We start from the raw sequence: 17,847 nt of genomic DNA, 5'->3' as shown, positions 1-17,847 counted from the left end.
AATTGAAAATACTGGAGTTGTGGAGAGGGTAGCTCTTGAGCTCTGTGTGAAAATTAATGAAGATCTATGCTGTACCGTTTAAGCGTCTCGAAACTGATCATCTCAAGTGTTTTTGCATTAGTTGCGGATAGATTAACTCTCGGGGCGCACCCTGAAACCTCAGCTTCCTCCCATCGTTGAGCACATAGGCACCAAGAGTCGCCTGGCTTTAAACCGGGGAACTGATATTCAGGCCGGGCGGTAATGAGATCATTCCCTTTGCGAAGTGAGAAGAGCAGAAACTCCTCCGTCATCACAGCGCAGACCGTGTGGGTTCCGCGATCATATTCATCTGTGTTGCAACATCCGTCTCTGTAATAGCCAGTTAGCGGATCACTGCTACACGTTTCAAGTGGCGTGCCTAATACGTTTAACTGTTGGTTGTTCATCTGTTTTACCTTAATGATTTATCGACTTATCCTATATAGGCCACCATTGGGTGCGTCACTCAACACTAAAATTGAGCCATCATTGGCCTGTTCAACGTCTCTAACTCTTCCCATCTCATCATTGAATAATCTCTCCTCTGAAACGGGCAGATTGCTATCAGGATCTATGACGATTCGGTAGATGCTTGTGAACTTCAAAGCGCCAACCAAAAGATTGCCCTGCCATTCGGGAAACATCTCTCCGGTATAGAAGGTCATTCCCGATGGTGCAATGCTTGGATCCCAGACCCAGAGAGGATCGGTATATCCATCGGGTGATGAGTTAAGACCTATATCCCCACCTATGTACTCCTTACCGTAAGAGACGGTTGGCCAACCGTAGTTGTTATCTTGCTCAATGAGATTGATCTCATCACCACCGCGTGGACCATGTTCATGAGACCATAAAAGTCCTGTATTAGGCTGTAATGCAAGACCTTGTGGGTTTCGATGACCCATCGAGTAAATCTCAGGCAACCAATCTTTCTGAGTATTGGCTGGCTCCGGCTCAACAAGGTTCAGTCGAATAATTGATCCAGCATGATTGGAGGGGTTTTGAGCGTTACTGCGATCACCACGGTCGCCCAAAGAGGCAAACAGGTAGTTGCCCTCTATGACTATCCGACAGCCGAAGTGTGCACCGGAGGGAGAGCGATGGTTGGAGACAAAAATATCCTTGGGTGTTAAAAGCTGATACCCATCCAATTTGGCCGATGCAATCGCTAAGCCTGCGCCACCTTTTAACGGTTTGCTGTAGCAAAGATGTACCCTATTTGATTGTTCATCATAGGCGACATCGAGAAGCCCGCCTTGCCTAAAACTTGCTACAAACGGGGTGGGTAAAACAGCTCTTTGCTGCCCGGTTGTAAGGTTAATGCGCAAAAGGGCACCGGCTCTTGCTGTAACCAGGACCTCTTCATCGTTAAGGACAGCGATACCCCAAGGGTGAGAAATGTCTGAACCTATTTTTTCGATGGTGAAGGCGAGTGAAGCCTGGCTTAGTAGTAAGGCTGATAGGAGAGTGATGGCTTTCATTTCAGATACCGTTGGTTTTTATGTAGTTACGGTATTTGGGCTGGGGTGGATTGTGGTGAAGTGATCATCTTAACCGCGGAGCTATGAAGAGTGAGCCCGACGTGGTTTTTGGACAGATTTATGAAAACACCATCTATGTTTTCACCTTTTCGGGACTTGGTGCTCAATTCAAGGCCAGATTTGCGATTACACGTCCTGTGTAATCGTCCTTCGGACTGCCTTCGGCATCCCAAAATGCAATCCATGCATTTTGGTGAACTGACTGCGTCAGTGCTCTTATATTCGGCCCACCAACGAAAAAAGGGAAGTGCACTTTGAAGTACACTTCCCTTTTTTACGTTGGTAGCGGGGGCCAGATTTGAACTGACGACCTTCGGGTTATGAGCCCGACGAGCTACCGGGCTGCTCCACCCCGCATCAACGTGGGGCGTATTATACATAGGTTTAAGGTTGCTACAAGCCTGTTTCTAAAATATTACGATATTCTTCCACTATTTTTTTAGTTTGGTACTCTTTGTAGCCTATTTTAAGGAGTATGGCGTTGCATGATTACTATTTAGGCTTACCTCAGTGGCAACATCCTGTTTGGGAGGGTGGCTGTTTGGCAGGGGGTGGAACTGCGCTACAACGTTATGCTCGTCAATTTTCATCGGTTGAGGGAAACACGACTTTTTATGGTTTGCCTAAACCGGATACGGTGAAGCGTTGGCGGGATGAGACGCCTGATGACTTTCGATTCTGTTTTAAGTTCCACCAAGATCTTTCTCATCGCAGTGCTTTAGAGGTGGCTAATCCTAAAGTGGCCGAGCAGTTTGAAGTGTTGGAGCCGCTGGCTCATAAAATCGGGCTGCTCAACTTGCAGCTACCAAAAAGCTTTAACAGTGAGGGGATTGAGTATATCCATCGATTTCTGTTGGCTCTACCTAAAGCCTTCAACTACTCGGTTGAAGTTCGTCACCCTGAGTTCTTTGCGAAAGGGGATGAGGAGAGGGCGTTTAATCAGATGCTGCTGGAGACAGGCGTCAATCGTGTGATGTTCGACACCCGTCCCATTTTTGCAGTAAACGCCATGGACTCGGCTACCTTAGATGCTCAGCAGAAGAAGCCAAAGGTACCCTTACATGTCATTGCAACCGGTCAGCATCCGCAGGTTCGTTTCATATCGACCATGCAGTGGCAGGAGTCTGATCGCTATTTAGATCAGTGGGTCACTAAGGTGTTGCAGTGGATCGATGAGGGGCGAGTACCTTATCTCTTCTTTCATACTCCAGATTGTGCTGAAGCACCGGAACTGGCTGCGCGTTTTGTCGATAAGTTGAAAGAGGCAAAACCCTCTGTGCAGGGGGCAACGCCTGAGCTGCTCGCGTCGGAACAGAGCTCTCTATTTTAGAGAGTCCGTTCTCCTAGTGTAACGCGTGAGTTTGTGCCAGTGTGAAGGGGGCAATGGTCGCTTGAAAGGTCTCATTTTCGTCGGTGATCATGTCGTAGTGACCCTGCATGGCACCCACCTCAGTCGCTAAGACCGTGCCGCTGGTGTAGCTGTAGCTTTTGCCCGGTTCAATGGTGGGCTGTTCACCGACAACTCCTTCCCCTAATACCTCTTGTGTCTTCTCATTACCATCGGTAATCAGCCAGCGGCGGCTCAGTAGCTGGATAGGCATAGGGTTATGGTTGGTGATGGTGATGTGGTACGAAAAGACGTAGCGATGTGTCTCTGGATCCGATTGGTCGGTCAGATAGTCGGTTGTCACATCGATCGCTACGTTTCGGCTCAGTTCATAATCTTGCATGTATAGACAGTCTCGTCGTGCAGTGCTTATTCAGCGCTGTTTCGTAAATCATAGATCGCGTCAGCGATGGCGACAAATTCAGCGAGAGAGAGGCGCTCAGGGCGTAATCCAGGATCAATACCCAAGGCTTCAAGTTGCTCGCCGGTAATCCAACCCTTCATATTGTTACGCAGAGTTTTACGTCGCTGACTGAAACCGGTTCTGACAACGTCAGCCAACAGCTCAGCACTTTTTGCTTGTATGGGTAGCGTTTTGTGCGGAATCAATCTAACAATGGCGGAATCGACCTTCGGTGCCGGATTAAAGGCGCCGGGTGGTACGATAAAGAGCTTCTCTACCTGACAGTAGTACTGCGCCATTATGCCAAGGCGGCCGTAGTGATTTTCCCCCGGCTGTGCAGCTAGACGTTCCACCACCTCTTTCTGCAGCATGAAGTGCATGTCGCTGATCAATCCTGAAAAACTCAAGAGATGGAAAATCAGCGGCGTTGAGATGTTGTAGGGCAGGTTGCCGATCACGCGAAGTGGGCGCTCATCTTGTTGCAGTGACGAGAAGTCAAACTTGAGAGCATCCGCCTCGTGAATCTTAAACTTATCTTCATACCTAAAAAACTTGGTACGCAGGACTGGGACGAGATCACGGTCTAACTCTACCGCTTCCAGCGCACCGGCGAGCTCTAGAATCTCTTCTGTAAGTGCACCTAAACCGGGACCAATCTCAACGAGGTGCTCTTCAGGTTTTGGATTAATCGCAGAGATGATACGACCAATAATAGTAGGGTCGTGCAGAAAGTTCTGACCGAAACGTTTGCGGGCCACGTGCCCAGGGTTTTTACTGCTCATATCAACCTATGATTGTTTACGGTTAGAAGCCATCTCGGCAGCATAACTAAGGGCGGTCTGCAAAGAGCCTGCATCGGCTCTGCCTGTGCCGGCAAGATCCAACGCGGTGCCGTGATCGACTGAGGTGCGCACAATAGGCAGACCCAAGGTGATGTTCACTGCTTGGCCAAACCCTTTGTACTTGAGAACCGGCAGCCCTTGGTCGTGGTACATCGCAAGCACCGCATCAGCGTCTTTTAGATGATGTTCGGTGAAGAGCGTATCGGCAGGGAGTGGGCCAATCAGGTTAACACCCTGTTCCCGGTAGCTATTCAATACCGGTTCGATCGTGTCGATCTCTTCACGTCCCATATGGCCGCCTTCGCCAGCATGGGGGTTTAAGCCTGCAACCAAGACGCTGGGTTTGTCACAACCAAAGTAGTGCTTCAGATCATCCAACAGAATATCGATGACCGAACGAAGTAGCGGTTGCGTTACCGCTTGAGGCACTTCAGATAATGGCAGGTGTGTCGTTGTAAGAGCAACTCGTAGCCCTTCGGTCGCCAACATCATAACAACCTGATCGACGTCACAACGCGATTGTAGAAACTCTGTATGGCCTGTGAAGGGGTAACCGGCATCATTGATAACACCCTTATGAACCGGTGCTGTGCAGATGGCATCAAACATGCCACCCAAAGCCCCGTCTACAGCTAAACGAAGGGTATTCAGAACATAGACGCTATTGAGCGGATCCAGTTGGCCTGGAATAACATCGGCATTCGATGGGGTGCCAATGTAAAAGAGCTCTCCAGGCTGACAGCCAACGGCAGGCTGGTCTGGATCAAACTCATGCAGTTTGATCGGCAAGCCTAAGAGTTTTGCGCGATCGACAATAATGTCAGGGTCACAGATGATGACCAGTTGGTGCTCAGAGCCTTGCTGGGCAATCTGAACACAAAGGTCTGGACCGATGCCGGCCGGCTCGCCCGGGGTCAGTGCAATTCGAAGAGCCACTACTTCACCTTAATGTCGACGTAGGCTTCTGAGCGAAGTTCACGTAACCAAGTGGAGAGTGCTTCATCGTACTTACGTTTACGGATTTCTGAGCGGGCTTGGTTTTCACGCATCTCAGTGGTGAAGTCCTGTTGGCGACGCTCTTGTACTTGTACAATGTGCCAGCCAAAGCGGGATTCGAAAGGCTCGCTCACCTCATTAATAGCCAGTTTGTCCATCTGCTGTTCAAACTCAACAACCATCTTGCCCGGTTGTATCCAGCCCAGTTCACCACCCAATGAGCCGCTGCCCGGGTCATCGCTGTAGCGGCGCGCCAACTCTTCAAATGGCTCGCCCTCTTTGTATCGTGAGTAGAGCTCTTCAGCGAAGGCTTGAGCCTGTGCTGATGTGCGAATCTCTGAAGGGGCTACCAAAATGTGGCGTGCTCGAGTTTCTGTTACCAGTGTGGCTTGATCGCCACGACGCTCGCGCAACTGCAGTAGGTTAAAGCCTGAAGGGGTTCTAACCACTTTAGAGACTTCGCCATTTGATAGACCCGACACAGCAGAGAATATTTGGGTCGGTAGCTCTTGTGCTTTACGCCAACCCAGGTCACCGCCATTCAGCGCATTGGGTGCGTCCGAGCTGCGTACTGCTAGATCCGCAAAATTAGCGCCTTGATCCAGTTCGGCTTTGAGTTGGTTGGCGCGCTCTTGAGCAGATTTAATCTGTTCTGGTGACGCAGGTGAAGGGAGAGCCACTAGAATGTTGCTCAGTAGATATTCACTGCGGTCTTGGTTCTTCGCCAAATCTGAATTGAGGTAGTTCTGAACCTCTTGGTCCGTTACGGTAACTCGACGGTTGACGTTGCTCTGCTGAACACGGCTAATGATCAGTTCACGACGAATCTGATCACGCACCTGCTGATAGTCACGCCCTTCGTTGATCAACGCTTTACGGAAATCACTCAGGGATAGGTTGTTCTGCTGAGCGATGCGGTTCATCGTACTGTTCAGCTCACTATCACTGACGCGAATGCCTTGGCGCTCTGCCAGTTGCAGTTGAATACTCTCAATGATCAGCTGCTCTTTGACTTGATTAGCCAAAACCTCAGCGGGTGGTAGCTGAGCTTTACGTGCCGTTAATTGAGCACGGATATCACGAATTCGCTGATCCACTTCGGAGCTCATGATGATGCTTTCGTTAACTACGACGGCAACACGGTCCAGTGCAACGGGCTCTGCAAGCACGGAGCTGCTTGAGAGGGCAAGAATCGCCGATGCGATCAAATGTTTAAAAGTTGTCACGGTCATCCTCGTTATAACCCGTTAAATCCTCAAGGAACTGACGACCTTCGCTCTGGCCAAAGGCGCCCAGACCGCGAAGAATGAATTGAATGTAGAACTTGTTCTCACGTTCGAAATCGCTGCTGCCGTCGACAATGCTTCGCTGTCCGGTAAAGCGCACCTTCCAACAGCAGTTTTCGTACTCGATACCGGCAAGCGTCTCTAGGTTTTCAGACTCTTTGATATCTTGGGTGTATCGTGCAACGCCGCTCCACTCTGTCGTGATCGGCCAACGCGTGGCCAGATCGATCTGGTTGAAGGTGTTGTTACCGTCACTGCTCTGCGTTTTACGTAGGTTTGCGTAGAGTAGTCGCTCATCATCTGGACGGTAGTAGGCACGATAGTTTTCGGTCAGTAACGCAGCTGTTTCACGATCAATGCGCGAGTCATGGCTCAGCGTCAGCACTTCAGAGGGCTTCCAGCTGGCGTAGACAGCGTAATCCGATTGATCTGCTGTACCGGTTGAATCGCCTGGGCGAGCATCGTGATCACCAAAGTAGTGAGCCTGTGCAATGCCTGCCGAGATCAGCTCACGCCCCGTTAGACTGTAGACTTTGCTCTCTAGACCTAGGGTTGCTTGATCGGTATGGCTGACACGGTCATTACCGGAGTAGCCTAAATTATCGAACAGGTTGCCGTAGCTAAAGCCAAGGGCGCCTGAGTCAAAGTTAAGTGTGTCTGTATCCTCACCATCAACATGTATCAGTTTGATGCGTGGCTCTAGCGTCTGAGTGGCAATCTCGCCCTGACGTTCAAAGATCAGGCCTGAATCCAACGAGGCAAACAGGTTGGTGTGCGACGCACTGCTATTATCTGAGAAGTCATAGCTTGAGTGCCAAACGCCCGCTTCAGGTCGTAGGTAACCCCAAGTGGTCTCCGCGCTGTAACCGATTGACTGGCGGGCATGAAGACGACTGCCGTCGGTTGCGCTCTCATTGGTTGAATCAAACTGTGTGTACTGCACGGCGAGATTCAGCACTGTCTCATTCAGACTTTGGCTGGTACTGAAGTTGAGCTGAGGCATGCGCTTGTAGCTGGTTGAGTTATCTAGAATCTGATAATCATTAACCAGTGCCGATGCACTCCAGCCATTACCGCTATAGGCTACTTGAGCACGCTGAGAAAGTACATCAGCAGCCGGTACTGCCAGCGTTACCGGCGTTAGGTCGTCAAAGTAGTTGTCATCACTGACGCGAGTGAAGCTGACATCACTCGACCAGTTGGGTGCCGGAGTGCCGGTATGATTGAAGTCGATCAACCAACGTTCACTCCCCTGAAGATCATCATCGGGAAGCCAGCTGGTATTCAGCGTGTTCATGCTGAAGCTGTTGAGGTAGCGCGCCTCGTTTTCAAACAGTACGCCACGCTGTTCGATGATGCGCGTCGTTAGCGTGTCATCGATGTTAGGCGCAATATTGAAGTAGTAGGGCAGAGCCAGATCGTAACCATCCTGCTCGCTGGTGCTGAGGGATGGATAGAGTAAGCCCGTTCTGCGCGTGTCATTCAATGGCCAGTAGAAGTAGGGCAGGTAGAAGACCGGTACACCAGCAACTTCAAATCGGGTATTCCACGCCTCTCCATACCCCTCTTGAGGATAGAGCTCCATCTGCGCTGCTCGAATGCCCCAATCGTTATTACCCGGTTCACAGTAGGTAATCAGTGTATCTTCGGCTTCAACGCGCTGATCACCAAAGCGTGTCATCGCTTCTGCATCACCGCGCATATGTTGATCATGCATGACGAAGCGCGCTTCATTGGCGATGGCGATCTTATTGTTCAGGTCAGCAGACATGGCATCTGCAATCATCAACAGGTTGGGTTCACGGTAACGCACATCGCCACGCAGTAGGGCTTGTCGCGATTGCGCTTCAAACTCGGCGAGGTTGGACTTAATCTGGCGACCGGACTCTTCGATGATGACGTTGCCACGTAGAATAGATAAACCATCGAGATCGGCATCGGACTCATCAGCGTTGATGACGGTGCTGCTCTCTTCGTTACCGGGAGCCAGATCGCCAACCCAGATGTCAGGCTCATCATAGCGACCTTTGCAGACCAGTCCTTCAGCATCCAGAGGTGCTAAACGAACCCAGTCTAAATTGATGTCACGTCGGTCATCACTAGGGTCACGAATGATGGCCCGAGCTGGAAGAGTGACTGCCTCAATCGGCTCATCTGTCGCTTCGCTCGTTGCAGTTGTTGCAACAGCTTTTGTGTCAGGCTCTGGTTTAGCGTCCGTTTTAACGGGTTCAGGTTTGGCGGCGATTGTCTGTTCTGGTTTCTGCTCTGGCTCGGCGGTCAGAGAATTTTTGGGCTCTTGCTCTTTTTTGGGCTCTGGCAGCGGTTTAGGCAGCGTTTTTGTGATCTGTGCTTCGATCGCATCTTCAGTTGCTGAGATGCGAGTTAACGGAACCGGCTCAGGTTTGTAATCGGCAGAAGCACCGCAGCTCCAACCTCGGTCAGTCTGCTGACAGTCCCAGGCGCCCGCTGCATTAGCGGCGTTTGAACCACCTGCAACAACCAAGCCTAAAATGATTTTTGTAATTGCGTTTTTTTCGAAGGGCATTGAATGCGATCCGCTGGCTACCGAGACGACGTTTAAGTAGCCTCAAAAGTCGAGTAATATTGGGCACTTATAATAAAGATTCCCGCTCTTCAGTACCAGAGGTTAACGTAAATGGGTTCGCGCCAAGCGCAATTAAAAAACTGGGCTAGACAGGTTTGGCCCTATGCCGATCGCGACCAGCTAGAGATTACCCCTGTCAGCGGTGATGCCAGTTTCCGTCGATACTTCCGTGCGTCGACACCTACAGCAGAGTTAATCGCTGTGGATGCCCCACCAGAGAAAGAGAATTCAGAGCCATTTGTGCGTATCGCTAAAGAGTGGTCTGAAAAAGGCATTCATGTGCCTGAGGTGGTGGCTGATGATCTTGCTTTAGGCTTTATGCTGCTGGAGGATTTTGCTGATCAGCAGCTCTTAGATCGCCTGAAATCCGAAGGTGATGCGCCCTATCTTCAGGCATTAGAGACGCTGTTGGGTATTCAGATGCTGCCGGCTGAGGGCTTGCCCAATTATGATGCCGCCGTGCTGACACGTGAGATGAATCTTTTCCCAGAGTGGTTCTTAGGTGAGATGCTTGGCATCACAGAGGGCTGGGATAGCCTTCTAGAGAAGACCTATCAGCAGTTGATCGAGTCGGCGTTCAGTCAACCTCAAGTTTGTGTGCATCGCGACTATCACTCGCGCAATCTGATGCCGTTAGCCGATGGCGGACTGGGTGTGATCGATTTTCAGGATGCGTTGATCGGGCCTGTCACCTATGACTTGGTGTCACTGTTACGTGATAGCTACATTGAGTGGCCAGAGTCAGTCGTCGCTGAGTGGGTAGAAAACTACCGCCTCATGTTGATGGATGTCGGTTTCTCTTTGCCAGACTCAGTAGGTTTTAAAAAACTGTTCGATCTGATGGGGATGCAACGCCAGCTCAAGGTGTTGGGTATCTTCTCCAGACTCTACCTGCGTGATGGGAAATCGGGCTACCTTAAAGATATACCATTGACTTTCGAATACCTCTATCGAGCTGCGTCGGCCCATTCGGAATTCTCCGATCTAAAAGAGGCGCTATCAGGGCTGATACCCGCCATGTGCCAACACCAACTGCTTGGTCAGCATATCGCTCCAGAGTGGCCGAAATTGTGAAAGCTATGATTTTAGCGGCGGGCTTGGGAACTCGAATGCGCCCGCTGACACTGACAACGCCTAAGCCTCTGATACCGGCTTTGGGTAAGCCTTTAATTGTCTATCAGATTGAAAATCTAGTTCGCGCCGGCATTACTGATATTGTCATCAACCACGCTTGGCTCGGTGAGCAGATTGAGCAAACACTGGGCAGTGGCGAGCAGTTTGGTTGCTCACTGCGTTATTCTGCCGAGCAGGAGCCTCTTGAGACGGCAGGTGGTATTCGTAAAGCACTGCCTATGCTCAGAATAAAAGATTCAGATCAGCCGTTTATTCTGGTCAATGGGGATGTCTATCTCTCCCAAGAGTATTCAGATCTGGATTTAACCCTGGATTCAGACGACCTGGCTAAACTCTGGTTAGTTGATAATCCAAGCTGGCACATTGATGGCGACTTTGCCTTGTCAGATCAGCGAATCTCAATTCAGGGCGATGAAAAGCTGACCTTTGCTGGAGTGAGTCTGTTACGACCTTCACAGTTTGATGCGTTGGCTCTTAACGAAAAAGCGGCATTAGCGCCGCTTTTACGCAGAATGATAGAGCAGTCTAAAGTGGCCGGTGCTAAGCTAGGCGGATATTGGAATGATGTGGGTACGGTGGATCGCCTTGCCGATGTTGAAACCTTTTTGAAAGAGGCGGATTGATGAATCCTCAAGCCATAGGCGAACAAATTTTTCGATACCGTACCGGTGTCGTGTTAGGTGCACTGGTAGGCCTGTTTACCGGGGGTATCTGGGGTCTGATTTTTGGTGGTTTTTTAGGCTTTCAGTTAGAGCGCGGCATTCGTTCAGCCAAGCAGATGGCACCACAGTTAATCTTCTTCCGAGCGACCTTTGCTGTCATGGGGCGTATCGCAAAAGCGGATGGGCGGGTGACCGAAGATGAGATCGCATACGCCCGCTCCGTGATGGATCGAATGCAGCTCGATGAGTCCAAGCGTCGAGAGGCGATCGAGTACTTTACCGAGGGTAAGTCCCCAGACTTTGATCTGGATCCACTGTTGCGCCCACTTGCTGCAGTCTTTAGACATCGTAATGACCTGCGCATGATCTTTTTTGAATTGCAGATGGCAGCGGCTTTTGCCGATGGTGAAATCAGCGATGCCGAGCGTTTGGTGATTGTCGATATCTGTCAGCGACTGGGTCTTAAGCGCGATGCCATTGATGCTCTGATTCGTCGAATGCAGGCACAAAGCAGCTTTCATCAGCATTGGCAGGGCGGTGCACCGACTCAGCAGCGTATCGATGAGGCCTATGGTGTACTCGGTGTCGATGCCAGTGCCACCGATGCACAGGTAAAACGGGCTTGGCGTAAGCTGATGAGTCAGCACCACCCCGATAAGCTGGTCTCAAAAGGTTTGCCAGAAGAGATGATGCAGCTGGCTAAAGAGAAGGCGCAAGAGATCCAGGCGGCCTATGACCTGATTCGAGAGGTCCGCAAAGCCAGTTAACGGCCCATTAAAAGAGTCTTCAGTTTTTCTTTCTGTTGTCTCTTTTAGCACTGACTTAAAATGAACCCAATTAAACAGCTAGGTTAGACCCATGAAAGATTTTTTGATTGCCCCTTCGATATTGTCAGCGGATTTTGCTCGCTTAGGTGAAGAGGTTGAAAACGTATTGGAAGCAGGCGCCGATATTGTCCACTTCGATGTGATGGACAATCACTACGTTCCTAACCTAACCATCGGACCAATGGTCTGTAAGGCACTGGTTAACCATGGCATTCAAGCGCCAATTGATGTGCATCTGATGGTTAAACCTGTCGATCGTCTGATCGGTGACTTCATTGATGCTGGCGCCAGCTACATCACCTTCCACCCTGAAGCGTCTGAGCATATCGATCGCTCACTGCAGATGGTGCGTGACGGGGGTTGTAAGTCAGGTCTGGTGTTCAACCCAGCAACGCCGCTGCACTACCTTGATCATGTGATGGATAAAGTCGACATGATTCTTCTAATGTCGGTGAACCCGGGTTTTGGTGGTCAGAAGTTCATTCCAGGAACGCTGGATAAATTGCGCGAAGCACGTCGTCGTATTGATGAGTCTGGTTTGGATATCCGACTGGAGATAGACGGTGGTGTAACGACCAGTAATATTGCAGAGATCGCTAAAGCGGGTGCCGATACGTTCGTTGCAGGCTCTGCGATCTTCAATACCGATGACTACAAAGCAACCATCGACACAATGCGAGCGGAGCTAGCTACCACGCGATGAGACTCTTTGCCGATCAAGCGCCCAAGCTCATCATGTTAGATCTGGATGGAACTCTAGTCGATTCCGTTCCAGATCTTACCGTCGCGGTTGATCAGATGTTGAAAGCTGTTGGTAAACCCGAGGCGGGTGATGCCAAAATTCGAACCTGGGTTGGTAATGGTGCGCATGCGCTGGTCGCTAGGGCGCTGTCGGATGCAATGGACTATCCAGCTGATCTTCAAAATACGCAGGAGTATCAGCACGCCTATCAGTTGTTTCTTCACTACTACGAAGCGTCTAATGGCGTGACGGCTTGTACCTACCCTGGGGTTAAAGAGGCGCTAGCGCGTTGGAGTCAAAAAGGCATTAAGCTGGCGGTTGTTACTAATAAGCCTATGCAGTTCACAACACCATTAATTGAAGGGGTGGGTATTGCTCATCTGTTTGATTTTGTGAGCGGTGGCGACTCGCTACCTAAACGTAAGCCCGAACCTGATCAGTTACTGGATATCATGGTTAAAGCGGGTGTGAATGCCGACGAATCGCTCATGGTGGGTGACTCTTCCAATGACATTAATGCCGCTCATGCTGCCGGCGTAGCCGCTCTGGCAGTGCCTTACGGATACAATCATGGGCTCCCTATTGAAGAGTGCAACCCAGATCAAGTAGTCGAGTCACTGGACTCTTTTCACCACTAATTGGCTATTAACTTTCAAGGATTGATGGTTAGCGCTTTATGGATAAGCTCTCCTTTTCGCTGTTCATTATTTTTGCTGGTCTGGGCAGTGGCTACCTGCTGCGCAGAGTCGTTGAAGCGTCTCTTATTAGGCTCCCTTTTGCGTTAACAACACTCAGTCGTGTGACGCGTGATTTAGGTATCATGGTGATGATACCCATCGCCTTTCTATTAGCGATCTGGGTGCTCGAGTTTACCGATACGACTCTGCTGGCACTGCCTTTGATCTGCCTATTTGCTTTGATAGTCGGCGGTCTGTTGGGGTATGGCTTAGGGCTATTGAATAAACAGGATCGTCCCGGTCGCGCTGTGATGGGCTTAACCACCAGCTTCACCAACATTGGTGCCATGGGCTCCTTGGTGGTCTACCTCTTTTTGGGTGAAGCAGGTTTTGCATTGGTTACCCTCTATCGCCTGTTCGAAGAGATCTTCTATTTTCTGGTGGGGTATCCGGTCGCGCAGTGGGTTTCAGGTAAAGGGAGTGAGGGGCTGACTCGTTTTCAGCGACTCATTAAGGTGATTAAGCAGCCATTTCTTATCGCCATTTTAACGGCGTTTAGCCTTGGGTTTCTGTTTAACCTCAGCGGAATAGACCGCCCTCTATTTCTAGACAGTGCGAATGATTGGGTCATTCCGATCGGGACCTTCAGTATGCTGGTGTCGGTCGGCTTGGGATTGAAAGTGACCAGTATCGCGCGCTACGCCAAATATTCACTGCAAGTGGCCATTACCCGCGTCACTCTGGTACCGCTGTTGACCCTCTCTATGGCCTGGTTGGTTGGATTGGGCGAATACGCCGGTGGCTTGGCGCTCGGCGTCGTGTTGATATTGAGCTCCATGCCCCCTGCGGTCAACTCAGTGGTGGCCAGCGCCTATTACGATTTGGATGTTGATCTGGCTAACTCAAATTGGATTGTCTCGACGCTTTCGATGGCGTTGGTGGTTCCTTGGCTCTACTTCGCTCTGCATTTAATGCAATTGGTCTAGGATCGCCTAAAGGCTAAGGATTTTCTTCTAAAGAGGTTGCGAACCCGATTGGGATTGGGCATCGTACAGCATCACCAAAAGATAACAGTGATTGTTATAACAGTTGCGCGTGCGCTGCGAGCACGAAGAAAGGAAATACCATGGATATTAAAGAGGCATTAGCCTTAGTTGTTGCGGGGCATCACCTATCGCGTGATGAGATGACCGCGGCTATGCGCCAGATCATGACAGGTGAGGCGACCGACGCACAGATTGGTGCTTTTCTAACAGCGCTTCGCATTAAAGGCGAAACGGTAGAAGAGATTACCGCAGCAGCCGATGTTATGCGCTCTCTAGCAGTGCCGGTGAGCGTCACAGACCCTCAAGCGGTGGATATTGTCGGTACAGGCGGTGATGGTTCAAACCTGTTTAATGTCTCTTCTGCGACCTCGTTTGTTGTCGCAGCTGCGGGCGGTACTGTAGCAAAGCATGGTAATCGTTCGGTCTCTTCAAAATCAGGTGCTGCAGATCTTCTTGAGGCGGCGGGGATTCACTTGGCGCTGAATCCAGAGCAGGTGGCTCGCTGTATTGATGAGGTGGGAGTCGGCTTTATGTTTGCGCCTCAGCATCACAGTGCGATGAAGCATGCCATCGGTCCTCGTCGTGAGTTGGCGATGCGCACGCTGTTTAATGTTTTGGGTCCTCTGACCAACCCAGCGGGTGCCAAACACTACCTCATGGGTGTGTTTGATGAGTCTCTATGTCGTCCTATGGCTGAAGCTTTGCGCAGCTTGGGTGCCGTGCACGCTTTGGTCGTTCACTCTAATGATGGTCTGGATGAGATCTCGCTTGCGACCACAACGCAGGTGGCAGAGCTGAAAAACGGTGAAGTGACTGAGTATGAAATTACCGCTGAAAGCGCCGGTTTAGAGGCGCAAACCTTAGAAGGTTTGCAGGTGGCTGATGCGAACGAAAGTCTTGCTCTGATTCGAGCAGCGATGAGTGGTGCCAACCCTAAAGCAGCCGATATGGTAGCGCTGAATGCGGGTGCTGCACTCTACGCGGCAGACAAGGTTGAATCACTTAAAGCGGGTGTCCAGTTGGCGGTCGAGACGATCGCATCCGGTGCGGCGTTAGCGAAAATGGAAGAGCTGGCTCGTTTCAGTCAGGCGTTTAAGGAAGCCTAATGTCAAATATCCCAACGGTACTAACCCGAATTATTGATCGTAAATTTGAAGAGATTGCCGAGCGTTCAGAGCAGGTCTCTATCACTGATCTGAAAGCTCAAATTGAAGCGAACCGAGGCGGTGCCACTGATCCGCGCGGTTTCGTGAAATCGATGCGAAATGCATTGGCAGAAGGTCGCTCGGCCGTCATTGCTGAGATTAAAAAAGCGAGCCCCAGTAAAGGGGTGCTACGTGAACAGTTCCACCCAGCTGATATCGCGCAATCTTATGCCGTCGGCGGTGCAAGTTGTCTGTCGGTATTGACCGATGTTGATTTCTTTCAGGGGGCTACTGAGTACCTACAGCAGGCTCGTGCAGCCTGTTCGCTACCGGTCATTCGCAAAGACTTTATTGTCGATGAGTACCAGGTCTATGAAGCGCGTGCCATGGGTGCGGATTGTATACTGCTGATCGTCTCGGCGCTGGATGATGCCAAAATGAAAGAGCTCAACGACCTAGCTATATCGCTGGGTATGGATGTGCTAATCGAAGTGCACGATCGTGACGAGCTGCTCCGTTCTCTGCCGCTGGGCAACACCCTAGTGGGTATTAATAACCGTAACTTGCACACCTTTGACGTTAGCTTAGATGCCACCATACAGCTGTTGGCGGACATTCCTGATGATCGTATTGTAGTCACCGAGAGTGGTATTTTAGGGCCCGACGATGTGGCGCTAATGCGTCAGCATCAGGTTAACTCCTTCTTGGTGGGTGAGGCATTTATGCGTGCCGACGTGCCGGGTGAACGTCTGGCTGAGCTGTTTAAATAAAAGGATTTTATTATGCACGTTGAAGTGAGCTGGGAAGGGAAAGAGCGTTTTAAAGCGATTACCGACTCTAAGTTTGAAGCACATATTGATCGTGATTTAGAGACTGGGCCGCGTCCAATGGAATACATCCTGGTTGGCTTAGGTGGCTGTGCCAGTGTTGATGTCATGAGCATTCTGAAAAAAGCGCGCCAAGATGTGGTGAGCTGTGTTGCCTCCATTGATGCTGAGCGAGCAGACGCTGTGCCTGCTGTCTTCACTAAGATCCATCTGACCTTTAAGGTCACTGGCCACAATCTTAAACCGGCCGCGGTTGAGCGCGCGGCTCGTTTATCGGCAGAGCAGTACTGTTCAGTCTCTAAGATGTTGGAAGGCGGTGGAGTCGAGATTACTCACAGCGTGGAGATCAACGACGTATAATCCCGCACTGGACTTGCAAAAGGGCGCGCAGATCAGTATGATCACGCGTCCTTTTTTATATCAACCTCCTTGCTTTTGGAAAGATCGGCTGTAAAGGGGCCGGTCACTGACGATCCAAAGGCTAATAAACCGTAAGGAGCTACAATGCGTCACTACGAAGTACTGTTCATGGTTCACCCGAACCAGAGCGAGCAAGTGCCTGCAATGATCGAGCGTTACACGACTCTGATCGAAGGCGATAACGGCAAGATCCACCGTCTAGAAGACTGGGGTCGTCGTCAATTGGCTTACTCAATTAACAATGTACACAAAGCACACTACGTTCTTATGAATATCGAAGCTACTCAAGCTGTAATGGACGAGCTAGAAAACTTGTTCCGCTACAACGATGCTGTGCTACGTAACATGGTTATTCGCACTAAAGAAGCGATCACAGAGCCATCTCCAATCAAAGCTGCTGAAGCACGTGAAGAGCGTAAGCCTCGTCGCGAAGAGCGTCCAGCGCCAGCTAAAACTGAAGAAACTGCTCCAGCAGCAGCTTCTGAAGAATAATTTAAGTAGGAGATATTCAGATGGCACGTTTTTTCCGTCGTCGTAAGTTCTGTCGTTTCACTGCAGAAGGCGTTACTGAGATCGATTACAAAGATCTAGACGTCCTAAAAGGTTACATCACTGAAACTGGCAAGATCGTACCTAGCCGTATCACTGGTACTAAAGCTAAGTACCAGCGTCAGCTAGCTACTGCTATCAAGCGCGCTCGCTACGTAGCACTTCTTCCATACACTGACGGTCACGACCGTTAATAGTGATTGATAGCTCTATAGCTATCTTTGGGTGATTGTTTAATTTTTTACTGCAGGTATACCTGCAGCCTAAATGAGGTTTGAGAGATGGAAGTTATCCTCCTCGAGAAGATCGGTAAACTAGGTGCACTAGGCGATAAAGTTAACGTTAAAGCTGGCTTTGGTCGTAACTACCTGATCCCACAAGGTAAAGCAGTTTCTGCAACTGCTGCCAACGTTGCACGCTTCGAAGAGCGTCGTGCTGAACTAGAAGCGGCTGCTGCTGAAGCACTTGCTGCTGCGACTGCACGCGGTGAAGCTCTAGAAGGCAAAGAAGTAACTATCACAGCTACTGCTGGTGATGAAGGTAAACTGTTCGGCTCTATCGGCGCACGTGACATCGCAGAAGCGATCACTGCGGCTGGTGCTGAAGTAGAGAAGAGCGAAGTTCGTCTTCCAAACGGTGTTCTACGTAACATTGGCGAATACGAAATCGTTGTTCAACTACACGCAGAAGTATCTGCTACAGTGAACCTTAAGATCGCTGCTGAGTAATCAGACGCT

Annotated in this window: 20 protein-coding genes and 1 tRNA gene; 13 read left to right on the top strand and 8 right to left on the bottom strand. The window is 50.3% G+C overall.

The annotated features are described in order from the left end of the window. Positions 1 to 53: 53 nt before the first annotated feature. The 3 genes from XMM312_RS03045 to XMM312_RS03035 all read right to left on the bottom strand — a co-directional run bounded on the left by XMM312_RS03045 (position 54) and on the right by XMM312_RS03035 (position 1,919). Entirely contained in the window at positions 54 to 428 is a 375-nt protein-coding gene (locus tag XMM312_RS03045; RefSeq protein WP_173488690.1) for a DUF2237 family protein, read from the bottom strand. An 18-nt stretch (positions 429 to 446) separates the two neighbouring features. Continuing rightward, positions 447 to 1,502, bottom strand: coding sequence for a PQQ-dependent sugar dehydrogenase (locus XMM312_RS03040; RefSeq protein ID WP_173488689.1), 1,056 nt, complete (start codon positions 1,500 to 1,502; stop codon positions 447 to 449). Between the two features lie 340 nt (positions 1,503 to 1,842). Next, a tRNA-Met gene (locus XMM312_RS03035) sits at positions 1,843 to 1,919 on the bottom strand. A gap of 124 nt (positions 1,920 to 2,043) precedes the next feature. On the opposite strand from XMM312_RS03035, the gene XMM312_RS03030 reads away from it, so the two are divergent. Next, positions 2,044 to 2,892, top strand: coding sequence for a DUF72 domain-containing protein (locus tag XMM312_RS03030; protein WP_217363705.1), 849 nt, complete (start codon positions 2,044 to 2,046; stop codon positions 2,890 to 2,892). Between the two features lie 13 nt (positions 2,893 to 2,905). Here the strand turns inward: XMM312_RS03030 and apaG are convergent, their stop codons facing one another. From apaG to lptD, 5 genes are read right to left on the bottom strand one after another with little or no spacing between them, the layout of a single operon-like run. Beyond that, a complete protein-coding gene (gene apaG, locus XMM312_RS03025; RefSeq protein WP_173481247.1) occupies positions 2,906 to 3,292 on the bottom strand; it encodes a Co2+/Mg2+ efflux protein ApaG in 387 nt (128 codons plus the stop codon). Between the two features lie 26 nt (positions 3,293 to 3,318). Beyond that, on the bottom strand, positions 3,319 to 4,134 hold the full coding sequence (gene rsmA, locus XMM312_RS03020; protein ID WP_173481246.1) for a 16S rRNA (adenine(1518)-N(6)/adenine(1519)-N(6))-dimethyltransferase RsmA: 816 nt from the start codon (positions 4,132 to 4,134) through the stop codon (positions 3,319 to 3,321). A 6-nt stretch (positions 4,135 to 4,140) separates the two neighbouring features. Further along, positions 4,141 to 5,130 carry a 4-hydroxythreonine-4-phosphate dehydrogenase PdxA gene (pdxA, locus tag XMM312_RS03015; RefSeq protein WP_173483049.1) on the bottom strand — a complete coding sequence of 330 codons (990 nt, stop codon included), beginning with the start codon at positions 5,128 to 5,130 and terminating at the stop codon, positions 4,141 to 4,143. Beyond that, positions 5,130 to 6,416: a peptidylprolyl isomerase gene (locus XMM312_RS03010; RefSeq protein WP_371740262.1), complete on the bottom strand. Its 1,287-nt coding sequence runs from the start codon at positions 6,414 to 6,416 to the stop codon at positions 5,130 to 5,132. Before XMM312_RS03010 ends, pdxA begins: the two co-directional genes overlap by 1 nt. Beyond that, a complete protein-coding gene (gene lptD, locus XMM312_RS03005; RefSeq protein ID WP_173488686.1) occupies positions 6,403 to 9,021 on the bottom strand; it encodes an LPS assembly protein LptD in 2,619 nt (872 codons plus the stop codon). The genes XMM312_RS03010 and lptD overlap by 14 nt, the downstream gene beginning before the upstream one ends. 111 nt (positions 9,022 to 9,132) lie before the next feature. On the opposite strand from lptD, the gene XMM312_RS03000 reads away from it, so the two are divergent. The 12 genes from XMM312_RS03000 to rplI all read left to right on the top strand — a co-directional run bounded on the left by XMM312_RS03000 (position 9,133) and on the right by rplI (position 17,838). After that, entirely contained in the window at positions 9,133 to 10,155 is a 1,023-nt protein-coding gene (locus XMM312_RS03000) for an aminoglycoside phosphotransferase family protein (RefSeq protein WP_173488685.1), read from the top strand. Between the two features lie 5 nt (positions 10,156 to 10,160). Then, positions 10,161 to 10,838: an N-acetylmuramate alpha-1-phosphate uridylyltransferase MurU gene (gene murU / locus XMM312_RS02995; RefSeq protein WP_217363877.1), complete on the top strand. Its 678-nt coding sequence runs from the start codon at positions 10,161 to 10,163 to the stop codon at positions 10,836 to 10,838. Continuing rightward, positions 10,838 to 11,644 (top strand): co-chaperone DjlA, encoded by an 807-nt coding sequence (gene djlA, locus XMM312_RS02990; RefSeq protein ID WP_173488683.1) that lies wholly within the window; start codon positions 10,838 to 10,840, stop codon positions 11,642 to 11,644. Before murU ends, djlA begins: the two co-directional genes overlap by 1 nt. Positions 11,645 to 11,735: 91 nt before the next feature. Further along, a complete protein-coding gene (gene rpe, locus XMM312_RS02985; RefSeq protein WP_173481239.1) occupies positions 11,736 to 12,407 on the top strand; it encodes a ribulose-phosphate 3-epimerase in 672 nt (223 codons plus the stop codon). Next, positions 12,404 to 13,084 carry a phosphoglycolate phosphatase gene (locus XMM312_RS02980; protein WP_173488682.1) on the top strand — a complete coding sequence of 227 codons (681 nt, stop codon included), beginning with the start codon at positions 12,404 to 12,406 and terminating at the stop codon, positions 13,082 to 13,084. Before rpe ends, XMM312_RS02980 begins: the two co-directional genes overlap by 4 nt. 38 nt (positions 13,085 to 13,122) lie before the next feature. Further along, positions 13,123 to 14,109 carry an AEC family transporter gene (locus XMM312_RS02975; RefSeq protein WP_173481237.1) on the top strand — a complete coding sequence of 329 codons (987 nt, stop codon included), beginning with the start codon at positions 13,123 to 13,125 and terminating at the stop codon, positions 14,107 to 14,109. Positions 14,110 to 14,249: 140 nt separating this feature from the next. Next, complete coding sequence (trpD, locus tag XMM312_RS02970) at positions 14,250 to 15,275, top strand: anthranilate phosphoribosyltransferase (RefSeq protein WP_173481236.1); 1,026 nt, start codon at positions 14,250 to 14,252, stop codon at positions 15,273 to 15,275. Next, on the top strand, positions 15,275 to 16,084 hold the full coding sequence (trpC, locus tag XMM312_RS02965; RefSeq protein WP_173488681.1) for an indole-3-glycerol phosphate synthase TrpC: 810 nt from the start codon (positions 15,275 to 15,277) through the stop codon (positions 16,082 to 16,084). Before trpD ends, trpC begins: the two co-directional genes overlap by 1 nt. Positions 16,085 to 16,096: 12 nt before the next feature. After that, positions 16,097 to 16,501, top strand: a complete 405-nt coding sequence (locus XMM312_RS02960) for an OsmC family protein (protein WP_173488680.1) — start codon at positions 16,097 to 16,099, stop codon at positions 16,499 to 16,501. A 144-nt stretch (positions 16,502 to 16,645) separates the two neighbouring features. Continuing rightward, positions 16,646 to 17,053, top strand: a complete 408-nt coding sequence (rpsF, locus tag XMM312_RS02955; protein ID WP_173481233.1) for a 30S ribosomal protein S6 — start codon at positions 16,646 to 16,648, stop codon at positions 17,051 to 17,053. Between the two features lie 20 nt (positions 17,054 to 17,073). Continuing rightward, entirely contained in the window at positions 17,074 to 17,304 is a 231-nt protein-coding gene (rpsR, locus tag XMM312_RS02950; RefSeq protein ID WP_173481232.1) for a 30S ribosomal protein S18, read from the top strand. A gap of 87 nt (positions 17,305 to 17,391) precedes the next feature. After that, positions 17,392 to 17,838, top strand: coding sequence for a 50S ribosomal protein L9 (gene rplI, locus XMM312_RS02945; protein ID WP_173481231.1), 447 nt, complete (start codon positions 17,392 to 17,394; stop codon positions 17,836 to 17,838). Positions 17,839 to 17,847: the final 9 nt, after the last annotated feature.

The sequence above is a fragment of the Marinobacterium sp. xm-m-312 genome (assembly GCF_013283295.1).
Classification (GTDB): domain Bacteria; phylum Pseudomonadota; class Gammaproteobacteria; order Pseudomonadales; family Balneatricaceae; genus Marinobacterium_E.
Note: the sequence above shows the minus strand (reverse complement) of the source record. Positions and strands in the feature narration are given on the sequence as shown.

Bases quoted from the DNA above. Each gene is read 5' to 3' on its own strand.
- XMM312_RS02980 (WP_173488682.1), top strand. From the start codon at position 12,404: ATGAGACTCTTTGCCGATCAAGCGCCCAAGCTCATCATGTTAGATCTG.
- rplI (WP_173481231.1), top strand. From the start codon at position 17,392: ATGGAAGTTATCCTCCTCGAGAAGATCGGTAAACTAGGTGCACTAGGC.
- rpe (WP_173481239.1), top strand. From the start codon at position 11,736: ATGAAAGATTTTTTGATTGCCCCTTCGATATTGTCAGCGGATTTTGCT.
- rsmA (WP_173481246.1), bottom strand. From the start codon at position 4,134: ATGAGCAGTAAAAACCCTGGGCACGTGGCCCGCAAACGTTTCGGTCAG.
- XMM312_RS02960 (WP_173488680.1), top strand. From the start codon at position 16,097: ATGCACGTTGAAGTGAGCTGGGAAGGGAAAGAGCGTTTTAAAGCGATT.
- trpC (WP_173488681.1), top strand. From the start codon at position 15,275: ATGTCAAATATCCCAACGGTACTAACCCGAATTATTGATCGTAAATTT.
- lptD (WP_173488686.1), bottom strand. From the start codon at position 9,021: ATGCCCTTCGAAAAAAACGCAATTACAAAAATCATTTTAGGCTTGGTT.
- XMM312_RS03045 (WP_173488690.1), bottom strand. From the start codon at position 428: ATGAACAACCAACAGTTAAACGTATTAGGCACGCCACTTGAAACGTGT.
- rpsF (WP_173481233.1), top strand. From the start codon at position 16,646: ATGCGTCACTACGAAGTACTGTTCATGGTTCACCCGAACCAGAGCGAG.
- XMM312_RS03040 (WP_173488689.1), bottom strand. From the start codon at position 1,502: ATGAAAGCCATCACTCTCCTATCAGCCTTACTACTAAGCCAGGCTTCA.
- trpD (WP_173481236.1), top strand. From the start codon at position 14,250: ATGGATATTAAAGAGGCATTAGCCTTAGTTGTTGCGGGGCATCACCTA.
- rpsR (WP_173481232.1), top strand. From the start codon at position 17,074: ATGGCACGTTTTTTCCGTCGTCGTAAGTTCTGTCGTTTCACTGCAGAA.
- djlA (WP_173488683.1), top strand. From the start codon at position 10,838: ATGAATCCTCAAGCCATAGGCGAACAAATTTTTCGATACCGTACCGGT.
- apaG (WP_173481247.1), bottom strand. From the start codon at position 3,292: ATGCAAGATTATGAACTGAGCCGAAACGTAGCGATCGATGTGACAACC.
- murU (WP_217363877.1), top strand. From the start codon at position 10,161: ATGATTTTAGCGGCGGGCTTGGGAACTCGAATGCGCCCGCTGACACTG.
- XMM312_RS03000 (WP_173488685.1), top strand. From the start codon at position 9,133: ATGGGTTCGCGCCAAGCGCAATTAAAAAACTGGGCTAGACAGGTTTGG.
- XMM312_RS02975 (WP_173481237.1), top strand. From the start codon at position 13,123: ATGGATAAGCTCTCCTTTTCGCTGTTCATTATTTTTGCTGGTCTGGGC.